The sequence below is a fragment of the Salinimicrobium terrae DSM 17865 genome (assembly GCF_000424665.1).
In the GTDB taxonomy this organism is placed as follows: Bacteria; Bacteroidota; Bacteroidia; order Flavobacteriales; family Flavobacteriaceae; genus Salinimicrobium; species Salinimicrobium terrae.
Genome location: NZ_KE384221.1, coordinates 95,964 through 113,119, shown reverse-complemented (window position 1 = coordinate 113,119; position 17,156 = coordinate 95,964). Strand labels below are relative to the sequence as shown.

Sequence of the window (17,156 nt, the reverse complement as noted above, 5' to 3'; positions counted from 1 at the left end):
CACACTTTAATTTTTAAAGATTCCTTACTGCTTCTTTGAATTGTCTACCCCTGTCTTCGTAATTTTGAAATAAGTCAAAGCTTGCACAAGCCGGCGACAATAGAACTGCATCTCCTTTTTCGGCAAGCTTGTAGGCCTGTTGCACAGCTTCTTCCATTGATCGTGTCTCAAAAATTTGATCAACACAATTTCCAAAAGCATTTAAAATAGGTTCATTGTTTATCCCAAGGCAAACTATCGCTTTCACTTTTTCATTTACCAACGGCAGCAATTCGGCATATTCATTTCCTTTATCAACTCCGCCTACAATCCAAATGGTTTCAGATTCCATACTTTCCAGGGCGTAATACGTGGCGTTCACGTTGGTAGCCTTAGAGTCGTTGATGTATTGAACGTTATTTATTTTAAGGACCTTTTCAAGCCGATGTTCCACCCCCTGAAAACTCTCCATGCTCTGTCTTATAGTCTCTTTTCTAATGCGTAATAATTGTGCAACTGTAGCTGCGGCCATCGCATTCTTGGCGTTGTGTTTTCCTTCAAGGGTTAAATTTGATGTTGGCATGGTCATTTCTGAATTTTCTGTACGTACAATAAGTTGTTCATCTTTTATAAAAGCTCCTTTTTCAAATTCCTCCCGGAGTGAAAAAGGCAATTTTTGGGACTGTATCGGGTTTTCTTTAAGCCATTTTGTGATCACGGGATCATCGGCATCATATATAAAATAATCTTGGTCTGTCTGGTTCATTACAATCCTGAACTTACTTGCGATGTACTGGTTAAAGTCATGCCGGTAACGATCAAGATGATCTGGAGTTATATTAGTTAACACTGCAATATGCGGCCGGAATTTCTCTATTCCATCAAGCTGGAAGCTGCTAAGCTCCAATACATAATGGTCTGCATTTGTTTCGGCAACTTGTTTGGCAAAACTTTGTCCCACATTACCTGCCATTCCAACATTTAATCCGCCTTCCTTTAGAAGGTGATGTGCAAACATGGTAGTTGTAGTCTTACCATTACTACCGGTAATTCCTACCAGTACTGCATTAGTAAAAGCGTAGGCAAATTCAATTTCAGAAATTACTGGTATTCCCTTTCCTCTTAGCCGGCTGACGAGGGGGGCATCGTCAGGTATTCCCGGACTTTTCATTACCAGGTCGGCTTCAAATATTTTTTCTTCGGAATGCTGCTCTTCTTCCCAGTCTATTTCATGTGCATTAAGCTGAGCCTTGAACTGATCCTTTATCTTTCCTTTATCTGAAACAAATACGCGGAAGCCTTCCTTTTTTCCAAGGATGGCAGTACCCACACCACTCTCGCCTCCTCCAAGGATGACAAGAAAATTACGGTCTCTATTTTTTCTTCCTCCTGCCATTACCTAATCTTAAGAGTTACAATGGTTACTATCGCCAAAAAGATCCCAATGATCCAAAATCTCACTACGATTTTACTTTCGTGAAATCCTGACTTTTGAAAATGATGATGTAAAGGCGACATTAAGAAGATCCTTCTTCCTGCCCCGTATTTTCTTCGGGTGTACTTAAACCATCCCACCTGCATTACTACCGAAAGGTTTTCAATAAGAAAAACTCCGCATAAAACTGGAATCAACAATTCCTTTCTTGTCGCAAGAGCAAGCACGGCAATAATTCCACCGATTGTAAGACTTCCGGTATCTCCCATAAAAACCTGTGCAGGAAAAGTGTTGTACCAAAGAAATCCTACTAAAGCTCCGGCAAAAGCCGAAATATAAATTGTCATCTCTCCTGTCCTCGGGATGTACATCACATCAAGATAATCTGAGAATATAATGTTACCAGATACCCATGCAAAAATCCCAAGGGTAAGCACTATAATAGTGGAGGTTCCGGCTGCGAGTCCGTCAATCCCGTCGGTGAGATTAGCTCCGTTTGAAACAGCAGTCACGATGAAAATTACAATAGGAATAAAGATTAGCCACGCGTATTGCGCCCATTCAGGATTGATCCAGGTAATTAAATCTGCATAGTCCAATTCATTGTTTTTTACGAATGGAATGGTGGTCTTGGTAGATTTTTCTTCCACAGAAGTGGTGACAGGATTCTCAGCAGATGAAATTAGCTCTACGGCATTTGCACTTCCGGGCAACTGCGGATTCTCATTTATCGTAATATCCGGATGAAAATAAAGTGTAGCACCTACTATGAGTCCAAGTCCAACCTGGCCTACCACTTTAAAAATGCCTTTTAGACCTTCTTTATCTTTCCTGAAGGTTTTGATATAATCATCCAGAAAACCAATAGCTCCCATCCACAGCGTGGTTACGATCAACAGGATGACATAAATATTGTCGAGCTTAGCCACGAGCAATACCGGAATAAGAGTGGCAATAATAATAATTAAGCCTCCCATGGTTGGAGTGCCCGCTTTCTGGCTTTGCCCTTCCAATCCAAGGTCTCTTACGCTCTCTCCAATCTGTTTCTTCTGAAGAAAATTGATGATTTTCTTTCCATAAATAGTCGAAATCCCCAAAGAAAGAATGATTGCTACAGCCGATCTAAAGGAGATATACTGATATAGTCTCTCCCCCGGAAAGGTGTAGGCATCTTCAAGATATTCAAACAGATGGTATAACATATGCTTTGACTTTCCCTGCTGGAGAAATTATTTTTTCAGTTCCTTTAAATATTCGCTTACGATCTTGAAATCGTCAAAATCTTTTCTAACTCCGTTGATCTCCTGATAAGTCTCATGACCCTTCCCGGCGATGAGGATGATATCATTCTTATTTGCCAGCTGGCAGGCAGTTTTTATAGCCTGCAGCCTGCTGGTAACCGACATTATTTTTTTAAAATTTTGAGGTTCCACCCCGGACTCGACCTCTTCGATGATCTTATCGGGATCCTCGGTGCGGGGGTTATCACTGGTAAAAACCACTTTGGTGCTAAGAGCCGAGGCAATGTGACCCATTTTTGGCCTTTTTGAGCGGTCACGATCTCCGCCACACCCAACTACAGTGATCAATTCTTCATTCTTGGTCCTAATGCTGTTAATGGTATCCAGTACGTTCTGCAAAGCATCTGGCGTATGAGCGTAATCCACAATTGCAGTGATTTTCCCTTCGGAAATATGATACTGAAAACGCCCGCTTACGGCATTAAGTTCGCTGATGTACTTCAGGCTTTCCAGGGTTGTTAATCCAAGTAATTCTGAAGCTGCGTATATCGCCAGAATGTTATATGCATTAAAACTCCCAATTAGTTTGGTCCAAACTTCCTGCTCGTTGATTTTCAGTAGCATTCCACCAAAACTATTCTCCAGGATCTGCGCCTTATAATCGGCTACAGATTTGAGAGCGTAGGTATATTTATTTGCTTTTGAATTCTGAAGCATTACTCCTCCATTCTTATCATCGCCATTTGTCAAAGCAAAAGCTGAAGCAGGAAGCTGATCAAAAAAGGCTTTTTTGACATCCCTGTATTCTGCAAAGTTGCTGTGGTAATCGAGGTGCTCGTGAGTAAGATTGGTGAAAATTCCGCCGGCGAATTTCAATCCGGTCGTGCGATGTTGGGCAATTCCGTGAGAGCTCACTTCCATAAAACAAAACTCCACCCCCGCTTCATTCATCTTTTTTAAATAAGAATTGATGGTAAGGGAATCTGGTGTAGTATGCGTAGCAGGAAATTTCTCCTCTCCCACCATAACATTCACGGTAGAAAGCAATCCTACTTTAAATCCTGCTTTAGTAAATAACTGGTACAGGAGAGACGCAACTGTAGTTTTTCCATTAGTTCCTGTTACCCCTACAAGCTTTAAATTTCCTGAAGGATTCTCATAGAAGTTATCGGCCATGTAAGCCATAGCCTGCTGCGAATTCTTAACCTTAACATAGGAAACACCATTGACGATCGTCTTTGGCATTTCCTCACAAACAACTGCTAGTGCACCCTGTTCTACGGCTTTTTCAATGTAGTCGTGACCATCTGTTTGGGTACCACGAATGGCCACAAATACATCATTGAATCTCACTTTTCGCGAATCAAAATGGATTTCATTGACTGCGATGTTGGTATTGCCAACAACTGCCTCCAAAGAAACCCTGTATAATATGTCTTTTAAATAGATCAACTTAATTTTAATTTTATCACCTGGCCTTCTCCGATCCTTGTACCCGGTTTTACAGATTGCTGACTAACTTCTCCATTCCCGGAAAGTTCATACTTGACTCCCAGATTTTCCAAAAGAGAAACTGCATCCATAGCAGGCAGTCCCATAAGATTTGGCATCACCTCACCAAGGTTCCTGGCTGTGGTAAAATATTTCTCGTAATTCTTTTCAATAACAGGATTCACGGTCTCCAAAGTCTCGAATTCATCGAGCACCGGAGTATCTGTGAAGATCTTTTGTGCGATTCTTTTAAAGACAGGTCCGCTAACGTCGGCCCCGTAGTATCCAACTTTGTTATCAGGTTTATGGATTACCACGATACAGGAATATTTAGGATTCTCCACCGGGAAGAATCCAACAAATGAAGAAATATATTGCGGATTCTGCGCCCAGCCTTCTTTCCAGTATTCTGTTTGTGCAGTTCCGGTTTTACCGGCCATTGAAAAATTAGGATCATACAGGCTCTTTCCTGTTCCCCGCTCCACAACATTCTTTAATAAATCTGTGACTTTTGCAACTGTTTCGGGGCTACATATTTGGGGATCAATGATTTTCTTTTCAAATTTTTCGATAGTCTTGTCCCACTCCTTTACTTCTTTAATAAAACGTGGCTTTACCATTTCACCTCCATTGGCTATGGCATTGTAAAAGGTGAGCGTTTGCAGCGGAGTGATCTGGATACTTCCGTAGCCGTAGGCCATCCACGGCAGGGATAATCCACTCCAGGTTTTATCTCCTGGGGTGGGGATGTAAGGAACTCCTTCTCCCTTAATGGCAAGACCAAGATTTTCATCAAGATGCATGGCTTTTAAGCGGTTCACGAATTTTTGAGGCTGATCCTTATAATTTTCATAAATAAGTTTGACGATCCCTACATTTGAAGAAACCTCGAAAGCCTTTCCTGCAGAAATCTTTCCGTAGCCGCCGTGTTTGGAGTCACGCACTCTTCTACGGTGAATGATCATCTGACCTTTTTCTGTATCAACCACAGTACTGGTGTCGATCATCTTATCTTCCAAAGCCACCACCATTGCCATCAACTTAAAGGTAGAACCGGGTTCATGAGCTTCGCCCACTGCATAGTTTAATTTTTCAAAGTATGTTCCTTTGGAGGTGCGGCCAAGGTTTGAGATCGCCTTGATCTCCCCGGTTTCAGTTTCCATTACCACTACAGAACCATGATCGGCTTCATATTTTTCCAGCTGCTTTAGCAAGGCATGATGAGCAATATCCTGGATCTTCACATCAATCGTAGAAATTAAATCATAACCATCCTTAGGCTCTACTTCATTGTTATCGCTGATAGGTTTCCACTGCCCTTTAGCAATACGTTGCTTAAGACGTTTTCCCTCTTTCCCTCGAAGATAAGGCCCAAAGGCTCCTTCCAGCCCCACACGGGTATAGTAGCCGCTGTCATCCTGCCGCTCATATCCCACGGTGCGCTCGGCCATTTTTCCAAGAGGATGCTCCCGAACCGTTCTTTGCTCCACAATAATTCCTCCCCGGTTAGAACCCAGTTTAAACATTGGAAAATTTTTGACCCTGATGTATTCTGAATACCCAAGGTTACGTGCAATAAGCAGGTAGCGATGTTTATTAACACGGGCAGACCGAAGTTTTTGCACCCAACGGGAAGAGGATTCGCCAAACATTTTGGCAAGCTCTTCTGCAAGGGGGCCCACATTTTCCTGAAAATTTTTATCTGAAACTGTTACCGCATCAAATCTTATATCGTATTTGGGAATCGAAGTTGCCAGTAAATTACCATTGGTGTCATATAGATTTCCCCGGTTTGCCGGAATTACAAAATTGCGATAAGTACGCTCCTCGGCTATCTCCCGGTAGTTTTCTCCCTCAACTACCTGGATATTGAGAAGCTTAAAGCCCACAGCACCTGCCAACAGGAACATTAGACCTGCTACAACATAGATGCGATATAGTATGTGCTTCTCGGTTGTTGCCATTATTCTTTTTCTCTAACTATAATTTTTGTAGGAGGAACATCTGAAGGTTTAATTCCCTTCGCTTCCATTCTCCTGGTAATTGTTGACTCCATTTTGAGCTTCATCAGGTTCGACCTGCCATCCAGAAACTCTGTCCTTAACTCCAGCACCTCATCATTTAGCCTTGCTATCTCATGAACTTTTTGCTCTGCACTATGAGAACTACCAATCATGAAAATTGCCAGCAGCGTACAGAAAAGAATAAAACGCCAGTTGTTAAAGGCATCGTTACTTATTAGAAATTTCCCTTTCAGGATATTGTATAAGCTCTTTTTCATGTTACTCGATTCTTTCGGCTATTCTTAATCTTGCACTCCGGGCACGATTGTTCTTTTTAATTTCCTCGGAAGAAGGCACGATCATTTTTCCCACTTTTTGAAAAGGAACTGAAATATTTCCGTAGAAATCCTTTTCAGGTTCGCCTTCGAACATGCCACTTCTTATATATCTTTTCACCAGCCTGTCTTCCAGGGAGTGATAGGAAATAAGACTAAGCCGGCCTCCAGGCCTCAATAGATTCTCGGTTTGCAAGAGGAACTCTTTTAAAACCTCAATTTCCTGATTCACTTCTATTCTTATTGCCTGGTATACCTGGGCAAGTACCTTGTGTTCCCGTCCTGCCGGTAAAAAAGGCTGCAAAACTTCTTTTAATCTTTCACTCGTAGCAATTTCCCCTTCCTTTCGGGCAGTGACAATGGTTCTGGCTATTTTAGGAGCGCTTCTCAATTCTCCATAGCTGAAAAGCACAGTTCTGAGTTGCTTTTCCTCATAATTATTCACTACTTCGAATGCGCTAAGACTGCTACCCTGATCCATTCTCATGTCAAGTCTGGATTGAAATCGGGTTGAAAAACCTCTTTCGGCCACATCAAACTGGTGAGACGAAACTCCGAAATCGCCAAGTATTCCATCAACTTTCTTCACATTATAGAATCGCAGAAAACGCTTCACAAACCTGAAGTTCTCATTAATAAGAGTGAACCTTTCATCATCGATCTTATTCTCCAGAGCATCCTTATCCTGGTCAAAAGCATAAAGCTTTCCCTGAGGTCCAAGCCGACTCAAAATCTCTCGGGAATGCCCGCCGCCGCCAAATGTGACGTCCACATAAACGCCCGAAGGCTGAATATTCAGCCCGTCAACACTTTCCTTCAGCAAAACAGGATTATGATAACTCATTTCCTTCGGCACTTTTATTACCCATTACACGTTCGGCGAGTTCGGCAAATTCCTCGGGCGGAGTATCTATTGCCTTCTCGTATTCTTCCTTATCCCATATCTCGATGATATCGATTGGAGAAGCGATCACTACTTCTTTATTGATTCCCGCAATTCGGATTAAATCTTTTGGTATAAGAAGTCGGCCGTTTGCATCAACTTCGACAAGTTTAACGCCTGCGGTAAACTTCCTTATAAAATCCATATTCTCTTTAACAAAGCGATTAAGCTTTCCCACCTCCTGCATTACTTCATTCCAACGTGCCATAGGATAAAGCTCAAGACAGTTCCCAAAAAGAGAACGTTTAAGTACGAAACCATCCTGTAGAATTGGCACAAGTTGCTTCTTCATAGGCGCAGGAACCATCAAACGGCCCTTAGCGTCTACTTTACATTCATATGTACCAATGAGATTTACCACTCCTATAGTTTACAGATTCAAATATATCGAAATTTAAACCACATTTTACCACTTTTTACCACATTGTTAATAAATTTTCCACTTCCTGACCCATTAGTGCCTGCTATACCAACTACTTGAAGCAGTTTCAGTTGTAATTTCATTTTGTTAAAAAAAACCTGTTAAGGATTAGTCTGGTGGAATTAAAAATCTGAAATTTGAAGAGGAGAAAATTATGGCAGCTTCGGTAAAATCAATATACTTGTAAGGAAATCATTATATTTGCGAAGCTAACAGCAAAGGCATCAATGGAAAATAATCTACGGGAAGAAGGGAAATTTAGTTATGTGGAGGAAGGTGAAGGAACACCAATAATAATCCTACACGGGTTAATGGGAGGCCTGAGCAATTTTGAAGGCGTCCTTGATTTTTACCCGAAACACGGTTACAAGGTTGTCCTGCTCAAGTTACCTTTATATGAACTTTCCTTACTTAAGACCAGTGTTGCCACTTTTGCAAAATACCTCAAGGAATTTATAGATCACAAGAAATTTCAAAAGGTGATCCTTCTGGGAAATTCTCTTGGTGGGCATATAGCATTGCTTTGCACCAAACTATATCCTGAATCCATAAAAGCTCTTGTCATTACAGGTAGCTCCGGTCTATATGAAAGCGCCATGGGAGAAAGCTATCCTAAAAGAGGAGATTACGAATACATTCGGAAAAAAGCCGAAAATGTTTTTTATGATCCTAAAGTGGCGACCAAAGAAATTGTTGATGACGTTTATGAGACAGTAAATGACCGTAATAAGTTGATCAAGACGCTCGCCATAGCGAAAAGTGCTATTCGCCATAACATGTCAAAAGATCTTCCAAAAATGCAAACCCCCACCTGTATTATTTGGGGACGTAATGATAACGTGACTCCGCCCGAAGTCGCAGAGGACTTCCATCGCCTGTTACCCGATTCCAACCTCTATTGGATAGAGAAATGTGGCCATGCAGCCATGATGGAACATCCCGATGCTTTTAACGAGATCCTTTACCGGTGGTTGACTGCCCGTAAATACTAAATCTTATGAAAATCAAATCGGCCGAATTTGTCATCAGTAATTCTGATGTTTCCAAGTGTCCTGATACAAAATTGCCGGAATATGCTTTCATAGGCCGAAGTAACGTGGGGAAATCGTCACTTATTAATTCGCTCACAAATCGTAAAGACCTTGCAAAAACTTCGGGCAGGCCGGGAAAAACTCAGCTAATAAATCATTTTTTGATCAATCAAAGCTGGTATCTGGTTGACTTGCCCGGTTATGGTTATGCCCGCGTGTCAAAATCGGCTAAGAAGACTTTTCAGAAGTTCATTACGCAGTACTTTGAGAAGCGGGAGCAAATGATTTGTGCTTTCGTGCTTATTGACAGTCGCCATAAACCTCAACCTATAGATTTGGAGTTCATGTCATGGCTGGGGGAGCATCAGGTGCCTTTTTGCATCATCTTTACCAAAGCCGATAAAATGAAACCAAAAGCTTTGGAAAGAAACATTAATGACTACCAGGCCGAGATGCTCCAAACCTGGACCGAAATGCCTCAGTATTTTGTTACCTCCTCAGCCAGCGGCAAGGGTCGGGAAGAAGTGCTGGAATATATACAGGGCATTAATGAAAATTTGCTTCCGCAGAAATAGGCTTCAAAAAGGCCCTTTTTAAAAGGTCTTATATTAAGGCCATGCTACCCGAATTTTGAGCTGCGTATTGACAAAGGTTTCTCGGCACTAACCCCCTACTTATCAAGTTCCTACAGAGCCTGAATCCAGTAAGTCCCCCCTGATCTGACCACCGAACACTGATTACTTTTTACTCTTTCTTGATCTCCATTTTATCTGCGAAGAAATCACAGAAATCTTTCATGGTATCACGCATCTTATCGTCCTGTGTAGCACGATAAAAGGTGTCACTCATGGTGACAAGGGTTTGATGGAAAAATATTTTCATATCATCCATGGGCATATCTTTTGTCCACAGATCAATCTTTAAAGTTTCCTTTTGTTCTCCATCCCACATGGACAGCAGCATTGCCTTAGCCTCCTGATTTTCCACTCCCCCGTCTTCGGCACTCCAGTGGAGTTCTTCGGGCACGCGGTTCTCATCAAGGGCTACATTTATATTGATGTTAGATTTCTTTACTATTGCCATTACTTTTGAGGTTTATATTTTGAATGTTTAAAAATTGTTGCTGCATCTGTTTGGACCATCTCTTCTACAGAAACATCATTTTTCTCCATGTATTGTCTTACAATTTCCCAGCCTATGAACTGCCCCAGGCGAGGAGGGGCTTCAGCATCAAGCTCCAGATAGAATTTTGAAAATGGTGCCGGGTACAAGAATCTGGTTTGAAGGTCGGAATCTGACGAATAAAGCAGTTCCCGTTCCACAAAGTACCTCCACACCTGTTCCTCATTGGCTTCGGCCCATTCCATTTCCTGTGGTAAATAAGTCATTTTCTGCGCATCGGTCTTAAAAGGGATGAGCAGGTCTTTCAGGTAGAGGATTTTTCCGTAGTAGATCATGTGCGCAAGGAAATCCCGGGAAGCGGGTCGCGGTACCACATTTTGTGCAAATGCTTCGGCAACATCAACTGTAACTTGTTCCTTTTGCATCTCCTTTTTTATATAATCCTGAACACCTGTGTAAAGTGGATGATCCATACCCAAATAAGTATCAAGAGCAATCAACAGCAGGGAATCTGCCCATACCACCTGGTTGCGGTAATCCACATCGCTGGTCAATGTTACCACCTTTGGAATCTTGCGCTGCGGAAAATAATATTTTATATGCTGAAAAAGCCTTTCAAGATTTTCTTCCGTTTCGTCCAAATTGGGAAATTCGGCAGCCACAGCTTTATTGAGTTCTAACTGGATGGTATCATTCATTTTTTCCACCCAAAGAATATCGGGATACTGCCGGGGAAAGAGGAACGCGAAATCTTTTTTTAGAGAGGGAAGACTATCGGCCGTAGCATTTGCAAAGCGTTGATCAAACCTTTCAACCTCCATATCTATGGAAATAGCTGCAATTTCTTCTTCTCTCCCGTCATCTTCTACACAAGAAAAAAGACTTGCAAATAAGAAAATAATTAGGAGTCTTTTGAGCATAAGCAAATTAAGAATGGTTTAACGTGAGCTATTTCGGCAAACTAGGCTGAAAAGCTATATTTGTTAACAAAGATATTGTTTCCGGCACAAACAGACCAACTATTATGAAAACTAAGCAAGTAATTGACCATATTGTAAACTGGCTAAAGGAATATGCCTCTAATGCTAAAATGAACGGTTTTGTAGTTGGAATAAGTGGAGGTGTAGATTCTGCAGTTGTTTCTGCCCTCTGCGCCAAAACGGGAATGAGAACTCTTTGTGTTGAACTTCCAATTCATCAGTCACAGGCGCAGGTTACCCGGGCCGGTGAGCATATAATGAATTTGAAAAAGAAGTTTGCCAATGTGACCGATGTAGAGGTAGATCTCACAAACACCTTTGACACATTTGCCCAAACAATGCCCCAGGTTGAGGAAAGTCCAAAGCTGCATCTTGCCCTGGCCAACGTTCGTGCCAGATTGCGTATGACTACTTTATATTATTTTGCCGGACTACACAACTACCTGGTAGCAGGCACAGGTAACAAAGTAGAAGATTTTGGCGTAGGTTTCTTCACTAAATACGGTGATGGCGGGGTTGACCTAAGTCCCATTGCAGATCTTATGAAGAGTGACGTCTACGAAATTGCAAGAGAACTTGATGTGATCGACAGCATTGTAATTGCCGCTCCTACAGACGGTCTTTTTGGCGACAGTAGAAGTGATGAGGACCAGATTGGAGCTTCCTACGACGAGCTCGAATGGGCTATGAAGGAAGCTGAAGCAGGAAAAACTGAAAAAGATTTTTCAGGTCGCCAGCAGGAAGTTTTTAGAATCTACAATATGCGTCATAGCGCTAATAAACACAAAATGGTACCCATTCCGGTATGTGAAATACCTCTTGACCTGAAATAATTGCACTTTATCGAAAAAATTATTTTTCGAGAGAATAAGGCAGTAAATTTCATTCTCCCCCTAATTTTACGATTCAAACTAATAATCAGGCGGTTATGTTACATAACTGAATAGGTTTCTTGTGCTAAAATTCAAACAATGACTAAAATTCTAATAGCAGACCACCATCCCATAACCCGCATGGGGATTTCTTCCCTTTTGGAGAAAGAAGGAGTGTATGAAGTAGTAGGAAAAGTGACTAATGGGAAGGATCTTTTCCGGGCTTTAAAAACCAGAAATCCAGACGTTTTGATCCTGGAGATCGATCTACCGGAAATAAATGGTATTACCGCCCTTAGAACTATAAAATCTGAAAATCCCGGTATTAAGATCCTTATTCTTAGCTGTCATCCCGAGGAAATGTATGCTTTAAATTCTATAAAAGCGGGGGCCGCTGCTTATCTTTCAAAAACTGTTTCTACAGATATCCTTTCAGAAGCAGTCCATCAGGTTGCCAGGGGAGGAATTTACCTCAACAAAGAGATAAGTGAAAAGATCAATTCGGGAACCACCAGATCCAATAACCTCGTAAGCCGCTACAAAAAGCTCTCTACAAGGGAAATTGAAGTCCTCAATTTACTTTCCACAGGAAAACGAAATAAAGATATTGCCGAGGCTCTAGATATCAACGAAAAAACCGTAAGCACCTATAAGACAAGACTGCTGAAGAAATTAAGAGTAGATAATCTGGCAGATTTGATTAATCAATCACGTTTGTTACAAATACGGCCTACATAACCCGGTTAAGTTTTCCCGACAGGACTTTCTTAAGGGAAATATAATCCATTATATCCTGCAGGATCCCATTTGATTCTTCGGGAGGGACTTCTTTTATTTCTCGATTGAGCTCGTTTATTTTCTTGTTCACCAAATACCTCCTTAGAGCCAGAATGGTTTCATTTACCAGGCGGCCAATTTCAGCTTTTTTCCCCTTTACAAAAATATCCATCCTTTCCCAGTCGTGAAGCACGTACTGTTCTTCATCCATTAAAATGCCGGTTACTTCCGAAGCATTTTCCGGAGGTAACTCATTTATAAAAGTGTCAATGGAAAATTCTTCTTCCTCGTTGTATTTTTTAATGACCATTTGATAGATCTTCTGGAAATGTTCATTCGCAAAAGCCACTTCATCTTCCTGAAGATCAAGAAAGATCTTCTCATACACCTTCGCCCTCACTATCTCCGGCTCCAGGGAAATCTCCCCCTTCTCATCTACCTTTACTACCAGATCTTCAAAATCCTCTTCCATCATCCCATAATGAAGTAAAAGACTAATAATTGTGCGTTCCAGCACATACAATTCATCGACCTTCACCCGCGGAGTGGGATCATCTCTTACTACTTCGAACTGCTTCGTTTTTTTAGATGCAGGTTTTCCTGAACCTTTACCGCTAAGTTGGGCAAGAGTGGTAAACAACACTTCTTCAGAAATATCCATGATTCGGGATGTCTCCTGTACATAAACTTCCTGCTGAATATTATCGGGAATCTTCGAAATACTGCTAACCATATCCCGAATGAGCGAAGCTTTTTTAACAGGATCATTCTTTGCCTCCTCCATCAGCAAAGAAGCCTTGTAATTGATAAAATCCTTAGAATTTTCCTGAAGGTACAGCCTGATATCCTCCTCAGAATTTTTCTTTGCAAAACTGTCGGGATCTTCCCCTTCCGGAAAGGCACAAACTTTCACATTCATCCCCTGCTCCAGAATAAGGTCAATTCCACGAATGGATGCCCGCTGGCCCGCAGCATCGCTGTCAAAAAGCACAGTAATATTCTTGGTAAGCCGGTTAATAAGCCGAATCTGCTCGGGAGTTAAAGCAGTACCCGAAGAGGAAACAACATTTTCAATGCCGGCCTGATTAAATTGGATCACATCTGTATATCCCTCTACTAAATAACAGTTATCTTCTTTGGCAATACTCTGTTTTGCATGGTAGATCCCATAAAGCACCTTACTCTTGTGGTAGATCTCACTTTCTGGACTATTTAAATATTTTGCTGCTTTTTTATCATTAGTTAGAATCCTACCTCCAAATCCCAGAACTCGACCACTCATGGATTGGATTGGGAACATTACTCTCCCTTTGAACCTGTCAAACTGCTTATCTTCTTTAACAATAGTAAGTCCGGTCTTTTCCAGATATTCAAGCTTGTAACCTTTTGCCAGAGCTTCATTAGTAAAAGCATTCCAATCATCAAGACAATAGCCTAAACTAAACTTCTTTATAGTTTCATCGGTAAATCCGCGTTCCCTGAAGTAACTGAGTCCAATAGCTTTTCCCAGCTCGTTCTTAAGCAAATTGTTCTGAAAATATTTTGCGGCAAATTCAGACACCAGAAACATGCTCTCCCGCTCATCTGCCTGCTCTTTTTGCTCCTGACTCTGCTCGGTTTCTTCAACTTCTATATTATACTTTTTAGCCAGGTATTTTATAGCTTCGGGATAAGTAAAATGTTCGTGTTCCATCAAAAAGGCCACCACATTCCCTCCTTTTCCGCTGGAAAAGTCTTTCCATATCTGCTTTACAGGAGAGACCATGAAACTAGGGGTACGCTCCTCACTAAAAGGACTAAGGCCTTTGTAGTTGCTGCCCGATTTCTTTAAATTGACAAAATCCCCCAACACCTCTTCGACCCGGGAGGATTCAAAAACTTTATCTATGGTGCTTTTTGATATCAAAATTTGTGGTGGAAATTTTTCAAATGTACGCAAAAAGAAGAGCCTTTTAAAAAGGATATATCGTCAAGCTAAAGTTGTTATAGCTTCTCCCCAATCAACGGACTGATAGATCCGGAAATGAATCAGGATGACAATTTTACCTCCTTAAAAAGCTCTTTTAAAAAATGACTGCTTTTTAAATTGCATCAAATCGTATCCCTACAGAAATGTTGTGCAACTCCGGATTGGGATCTTTAAAAATAGGGTTTAAATCATACTTCACATATAGTGCTGTACCTCCAAAACCTACGTAACCACTAAGTCCATAAATAAAATCATTAGTGTTGTAATCTCCTTTTAATTTTTGTTTGACATCTTCTCCATTTTCCTCAAATTTTAATTTTTGACGCTCTCCCAGATTCACTCCGGCGTAACCTCCTAAACCGATTTTGAATTTATTATGGGTGGAGAACCAAACACTTCTGGGGGTTTCAACCTTTTTTGATGGACCAAATTCAAAATGAACAGGAAAGACCAGGTTATCCATTCTAAATTTCGATTTATCCAGTTCAAGAGGATACTCCACAAGCTGCGTTTGTCCATCTTCCTCTACAAAATACCTGTTATCTGTCGGTTTCAGACCGTTGAATTGAAAAGAAAATCCGTAGAGTAATCGTGCAAAATTACTGTGTTCAAACACCCGGGTTTTCCATGCTATTCCAATTTCAAAAAATCGGCTACCGCCAACCTTAAAATCAGAATCATTAATAGACTGACCTTCGGTTAGGGCATTATTAAATCCCGCAGCAACTACTAAATAAGTGGAGGTACGACTGTAGTGGCTCTTATTATACCAGTGGTCGTCATCTTCACTGCCACCTTCCTCCTCATCATCCCAGGACCACTCTTCGTTTTCCTCTTCCCGGGTTAGCAGTGCAATCTGGTTATCGATAATAGCTACCCTGTTCTGAATATTCAGAGCATGTTTTTTGGCGGCCTCACTTTTAAGTCTTTCGGCCTCTTCCCAGTCAATTTCTTTTGCTTCGGCACGCCTATTAATAGCTTCCACTTCTTTTTTAAGAGCTTCTTTCTCTTCAGTGATGATCTGTTCCTTTTGTTTTTCCAGCTGTTCGATCTTTTCCCGATGTGATTGCTCCTGTGCAATAGCAGGATTAATAATGAAAGAACAGAATGTAAAGAGCATTAAAAATGTAACTTTTTTCATGGTTTTGATTTTTATGGACTTCTAAAAGAAGTCCGTTAATTGATTGATTGATGAAATTTTATTAGAAATCACGGTTTGCGACTGCAGTTTTCGCTTTGGAAAACCCTTCTTTTACTACTTCAAAAACTTTTTGTCTGAATGACTGTTCCAGTTCATATTCCACCTGGTGCAGTAACTCATTTGAATTAATTGTAAAGGCAGGATCAGACTTCAATTCGGCAGTGGCCAATAGTAGAAGGGCTTCCACTTCGAGGTCACTAACTTCGGATGGTGACATCTCAGATATTTCAGGTTTCCGTTCTGCGAGCAACAATTCACTTTCTGACTTAACAACTTCAGGTACTTCAGAAGTAATTTCTGAAGCGAGTAGATCTTCTTCTTCAGTAGTCCTCCCAAATGGGGTTTCAAAAATGGCATTTTTGGCAGGGCTTTCTGCTGAAGGTTTTTTCTCTGTTTCAGACTTTTGAGTTTTCACTCCACTTTCTGAAGTAGCCAATTGGATCACCTCAGGCTCCACAACTTTTTCCTCCAATACCTTATTTTTAGGTGTTTGCTCCACCAATTGAGACTCTTCCGAAGCTATTGGCGCATTGAAATAAGCACCCAAAATAAAGAAGATTGCAGCAATGGCTGCAGCCGATGCTCCCCATAACAGGTAAGGCCGCTTTTTTCCTTCTTTTTTCTCCAGGCGCTGCTTGAGTTGTTCCCAGCTTTGAGAAGATGGTTTTATCTCCCTCTCTCCGAACACCTTTTTGATATTATTTTCAAATTTTTCCGGTTCCATATACTGTCTTGTTTTCCTGTTCCAGTTTTTGCTGCAACATTTTTCGCGCTTTAAAAAGCTGTGATTTAGAAGTACCTTCAGAAATATTCAGGATTTTTGCAATTTCCTGATGCTTGTAGCCTTCTACGGCATACATCAAAAACACCATTTTATAACCTTCCGGCAAACCATCGATCAACTCCTGTATGTGTGCCGCATTAAATTCGGCAGTAAAGGAGTATGAAAAATCGGTGTTTTCAGGTACCTCATCTTCAGCAAACATTGAGCGCTTATTTGTTCTAAGAAAAGAAATTGCTTCCCTAATCATGATCCTGCGCATCCAGCCTTCAAAGCTGCCCTCATTCCTGAAATCTTCCAGGTGAGTGAACACCTTGAAAAATCCATTGAGCATTACTTCTTCTGCATGCTGAAGGTCCTTTACATACTGCCGACAAACGCTGAGCATCTTTCCGGAATGCCTCTCATAGATCTTTCGTTGTGCCTGCCGGTTTCCCGCGGCTGCACGTTTTATTAAATGAAAATCATTTTTAAAGAGTTGAATTACTTTCACCTGCTTTGCTTTTCTAAAGGCCTTCTATTAACATAGACGCGTGAAAGTTACAAAAGGTTGCCTGAGGCTGAGAAATTTTTTT

The 17,156-nt window shown here is 41.2% G+C and carries 17 protein-coding genes; 4 read left to right on the top strand and 13 right to left on the bottom strand.

Features of this window, described 5'->3' with window-relative positions:
- Nucleotides 1-13: 13 nt before the first annotated feature.
- The 7 genes from murD to mraZ are packed head-to-tail and all read right to left on the bottom strand — an operon-like array spanning nucleotide 14 to nucleotide 7,788.
- Nucleotides 14-1,375: a UDP-N-acetylmuramoyl-L-alanine--D-glutamate ligase gene (gene murD / locus H148_RS0112810; RefSeq protein ID WP_051286448.1), complete on the bottom strand. Its 1,362-nt coding sequence runs from the start codon at nucleotides 1,373-1,375 to the stop codon at nucleotides 14-16.
- On the bottom strand, nucleotides 1,375-2,616 hold the full coding sequence (gene mraY, locus H148_RS0112805) for a phospho-N-acetylmuramoyl-pentapeptide-transferase (RefSeq protein ID WP_029035161.1): 1,242 nt from the start codon (nucleotides 2,614-2,616) through the stop codon (nucleotides 1,375-1,377). The genes murD and mraY overlap by 1 nt, the downstream gene beginning before the upstream one ends.
- Before the next feature lie 27 nt (nucleotides 2,617-2,643).
- Complete coding sequence (locus H148_RS0112800) at nucleotides 2,644-4,107, bottom strand: UDP-N-acetylmuramoyl-L-alanyl-D-glutamate--2,6-diaminopimelate ligase (protein ID WP_029035160.1); 1,464 nt, start codon at nucleotides 4,105-4,107, stop codon at nucleotides 2,644-2,646.
- A complete protein-coding gene (locus tag H148_RS0112795; RefSeq protein WP_029035159.1) occupies nucleotides 4,104-6,110 on the bottom strand; it encodes a penicillin-binding protein in 2,007 nt (668 codons plus the stop codon). The genes H148_RS0112800 and H148_RS0112795 overlap by 4 nt, the downstream gene beginning before the upstream one ends.
- On the bottom strand, nucleotides 6,110-6,427 hold the full coding sequence (locus H148_RS0112790; protein WP_029035158.1) for an FtsL-like putative cell division protein: 318 nt from the start codon (nucleotides 6,425-6,427) through the stop codon (nucleotides 6,110-6,112). Before H148_RS0112790 ends, H148_RS0112795 begins: the two co-directional genes overlap by 1 nt.
- A 1-nt stretch (nucleotide 6,428) precedes the next feature.
- Nucleotides 6,429-7,328, bottom strand: a complete 900-nt coding sequence (gene rsmH, locus H148_RS0112785; RefSeq protein WP_029035157.1) for a 16S rRNA (cytosine(1402)-N(4))-methyltransferase RsmH — start codon at nucleotides 7,326-7,328, stop codon at nucleotides 6,429-6,431.
- Nucleotides 7,315-7,788, bottom strand: a complete 474-nt coding sequence (mraZ, locus tag H148_RS0112780) for a division/cell wall cluster transcriptional repressor MraZ (protein WP_029035156.1) — start codon at nucleotides 7,786-7,788, stop codon at nucleotides 7,315-7,317. The genes rsmH and mraZ overlap by 14 nt, the downstream gene beginning before the upstream one ends.
- Before the next feature lie 287 nt (nucleotides 7,789-8,075).
- Here mraZ and H148_RS0112770 point away from each other — a divergent pair, with 287 nt between their 5' ends.
- Nucleotides 8,076-8,840, top strand: coding sequence for an alpha/beta fold hydrolase (locus tag H148_RS0112770; protein WP_029035155.1), 765 nt, complete (start codon nucleotides 8,076-8,078; stop codon nucleotides 8,838-8,840).
- A gap of 5 nt (nucleotides 8,841-8,845) precedes the next feature.
- On the top strand, nucleotides 8,846-9,454 hold the full coding sequence (gene yihA / locus H148_RS0112765; RefSeq protein ID WP_029035154.1) for a ribosome biogenesis GTP-binding protein YihA/YsxC: 609 nt from the start codon (nucleotides 8,846-8,848) through the stop codon (nucleotides 9,452-9,454).
- 169 nt (nucleotides 9,455-9,623) lie between these two features.
- Here the strand turns inward: yihA and gldC are convergent, their stop codons facing one another.
- Nucleotides 9,624-9,962 carry a gliding motility protein GldC gene (gldC, locus tag H148_RS0112760; RefSeq protein ID WP_029035153.1) on the bottom strand — a complete coding sequence of 113 codons (339 nt, stop codon included), beginning with the start codon at nucleotides 9,960-9,962 and terminating at the stop codon, nucleotides 9,624-9,626.
- On the bottom strand, nucleotides 9,962-10,921 hold the full coding sequence (gene gldB, locus H148_RS0112755) for a gliding motility lipoprotein GldB (protein ID WP_029035152.1): 960 nt from the start codon (nucleotides 10,919-10,921) through the stop codon (nucleotides 9,962-9,964). The genes gldC and gldB overlap by 1 nt, the downstream gene beginning before the upstream one ends.
- A 104-nt stretch (nucleotides 10,922-11,025) precedes the next feature.
- Here gldB and nadE point away from each other — a divergent pair, with 104 nt between their 5' ends.
- Together nadE and H148_RS0112745 are read left to right on the top strand one after the other, a co-directional pair.
- A complete protein-coding gene (gene nadE / locus H148_RS0112750; RefSeq protein WP_029035151.1) occupies nucleotides 11,026-11,814 on the top strand; it encodes an NAD(+) synthase in 789 nt (262 codons plus the stop codon).
- Between the two features lie 138 nt (nucleotides 11,815-11,952).
- On the top strand, nucleotides 11,953-12,591 hold the full coding sequence (locus H148_RS0112745) for a response regulator transcription factor (RefSeq protein ID WP_029035150.1): 639 nt from the start codon (nucleotides 11,953-11,955) through the stop codon (nucleotides 12,589-12,591).
- Here H148_RS0112745 and dnaG read toward each other — a convergent pair.
- The 4 genes from dnaG to H148_RS0112725 all read right to left on the bottom strand — a co-directional run bounded on the left by dnaG (nucleotide 12,584) and on the right by H148_RS0112725 (nucleotide 17,074).
- On the bottom strand, nucleotides 12,584-14,536 hold the full coding sequence (gene dnaG / locus H148_RS0112740) for a DNA primase (protein WP_029035149.1): 1,953 nt from the start codon (nucleotides 14,534-14,536) through the stop codon (nucleotides 12,584-12,586). The two genes, H148_RS0112745 and dnaG, sit on opposite strands and share 8 nt — an antisense overlap.
- A 175-nt stretch (nucleotides 14,537-14,711) precedes the next feature.
- Nucleotides 14,712-15,740, bottom strand: a complete 1,029-nt coding sequence (locus H148_RS0112735) for a hypothetical protein (RefSeq protein ID WP_029035148.1) — start codon at nucleotides 15,738-15,740, stop codon at nucleotides 14,712-14,714.
- A gap of 61 nt (nucleotides 15,741-15,801) precedes the next feature.
- Nucleotides 15,802-16,524 (bottom strand): hypothetical protein, encoded by a 723-nt coding sequence (locus tag H148_RS0112730; protein WP_029035147.1) that lies wholly within the window; start codon nucleotides 16,522-16,524, stop codon nucleotides 15,802-15,804.
- Nucleotides 16,505-17,074 carry an RNA polymerase sigma factor gene (locus tag H148_RS0112725; protein ID WP_029035146.1) on the bottom strand — a complete coding sequence of 190 codons (570 nt, stop codon included), beginning with the start codon at nucleotides 17,072-17,074 and terminating at the stop codon, nucleotides 16,505-16,507. Before H148_RS0112725 ends, H148_RS0112730 begins: the two co-directional genes overlap by 20 nt.
- Between the last annotated feature and the right edge of the window lie 82 nt (nucleotides 17,075-17,156).

Bases quoted from the DNA above. Each gene is read 5' to 3' on its own strand.
- mraY (WP_029035161.1), bottom strand. From the start codon at position 2,616: ATGTTATACCATCTGTTTGAATATCTTGAAGATGCCTACACCTTTCCG.
- H148_RS0112730 (WP_029035147.1), bottom strand. From the start codon at position 16,524: ATGGAACCGGAAAAATTTGAAAATAATATCAAAAAGGTGTTCGGAGAG.
- gldB (WP_029035152.1), bottom strand. From the start codon at position 10,921: ATGCTCAAAAGACTCCTAATTATTTTCTTATTTGCAAGTCTTTTTTCT.
- rsmH (WP_029035157.1), bottom strand. From the start codon at position 7,328: ATGAGTTATCATAATCCTGTTTTGCTGAAGGAAAGTGTTGACGGGCTG.
- yihA (WP_029035154.1), top strand. From the start codon at position 8,846: ATGAAAATCAAATCGGCCGAATTTGTCATCAGTAATTCTGATGTTTCC.
- murD (WP_051286448.1), bottom strand. From the start codon at position 1,375: ATGGCAGGAGGAAGAAAAAATAGAGACCGTAATTTTCTTGTCATCCTT.
- H148_RS0112790 (WP_029035158.1), bottom strand. From the start codon at position 6,427: ATGAAAAAGAGCTTATACAATATCCTGAAAGGGAAATTTCTAATAAGT.
- nadE (WP_029035151.1), top strand. From the start codon at position 11,026: ATGAAAACTAAGCAAGTAATTGACCATATTGTAAACTGGCTAAAGGAA.
- H148_RS0112735 (WP_029035148.1), bottom strand. From the start codon at position 15,740: ATGAAAAAAGTTACATTTTTAATGCTCTTTACATTCTGTTCTTTCATT.
- gldC (WP_029035153.1), bottom strand. From the start codon at position 9,962: ATGGCAATAGTAAAGAAATCTAACATCAATATAAATGTAGCCCTTGAT.
- H148_RS0112770 (WP_029035155.1), top strand. From the start codon at position 8,076: ATGGAAAATAATCTACGGGAAGAAGGGAAATTTAGTTATGTGGAGGAA.
- H148_RS0112795 (WP_029035159.1), bottom strand. From the start codon at position 6,110: ATGGCAACAACCGAGAAGCACATACTATATCGCATCTATGTTGTAGCA.
- H148_RS0112745 (WP_029035150.1), top strand. From the start codon at position 11,953: ATGACTAAAATTCTAATAGCAGACCACCATCCCATAACCCGCATGGGG.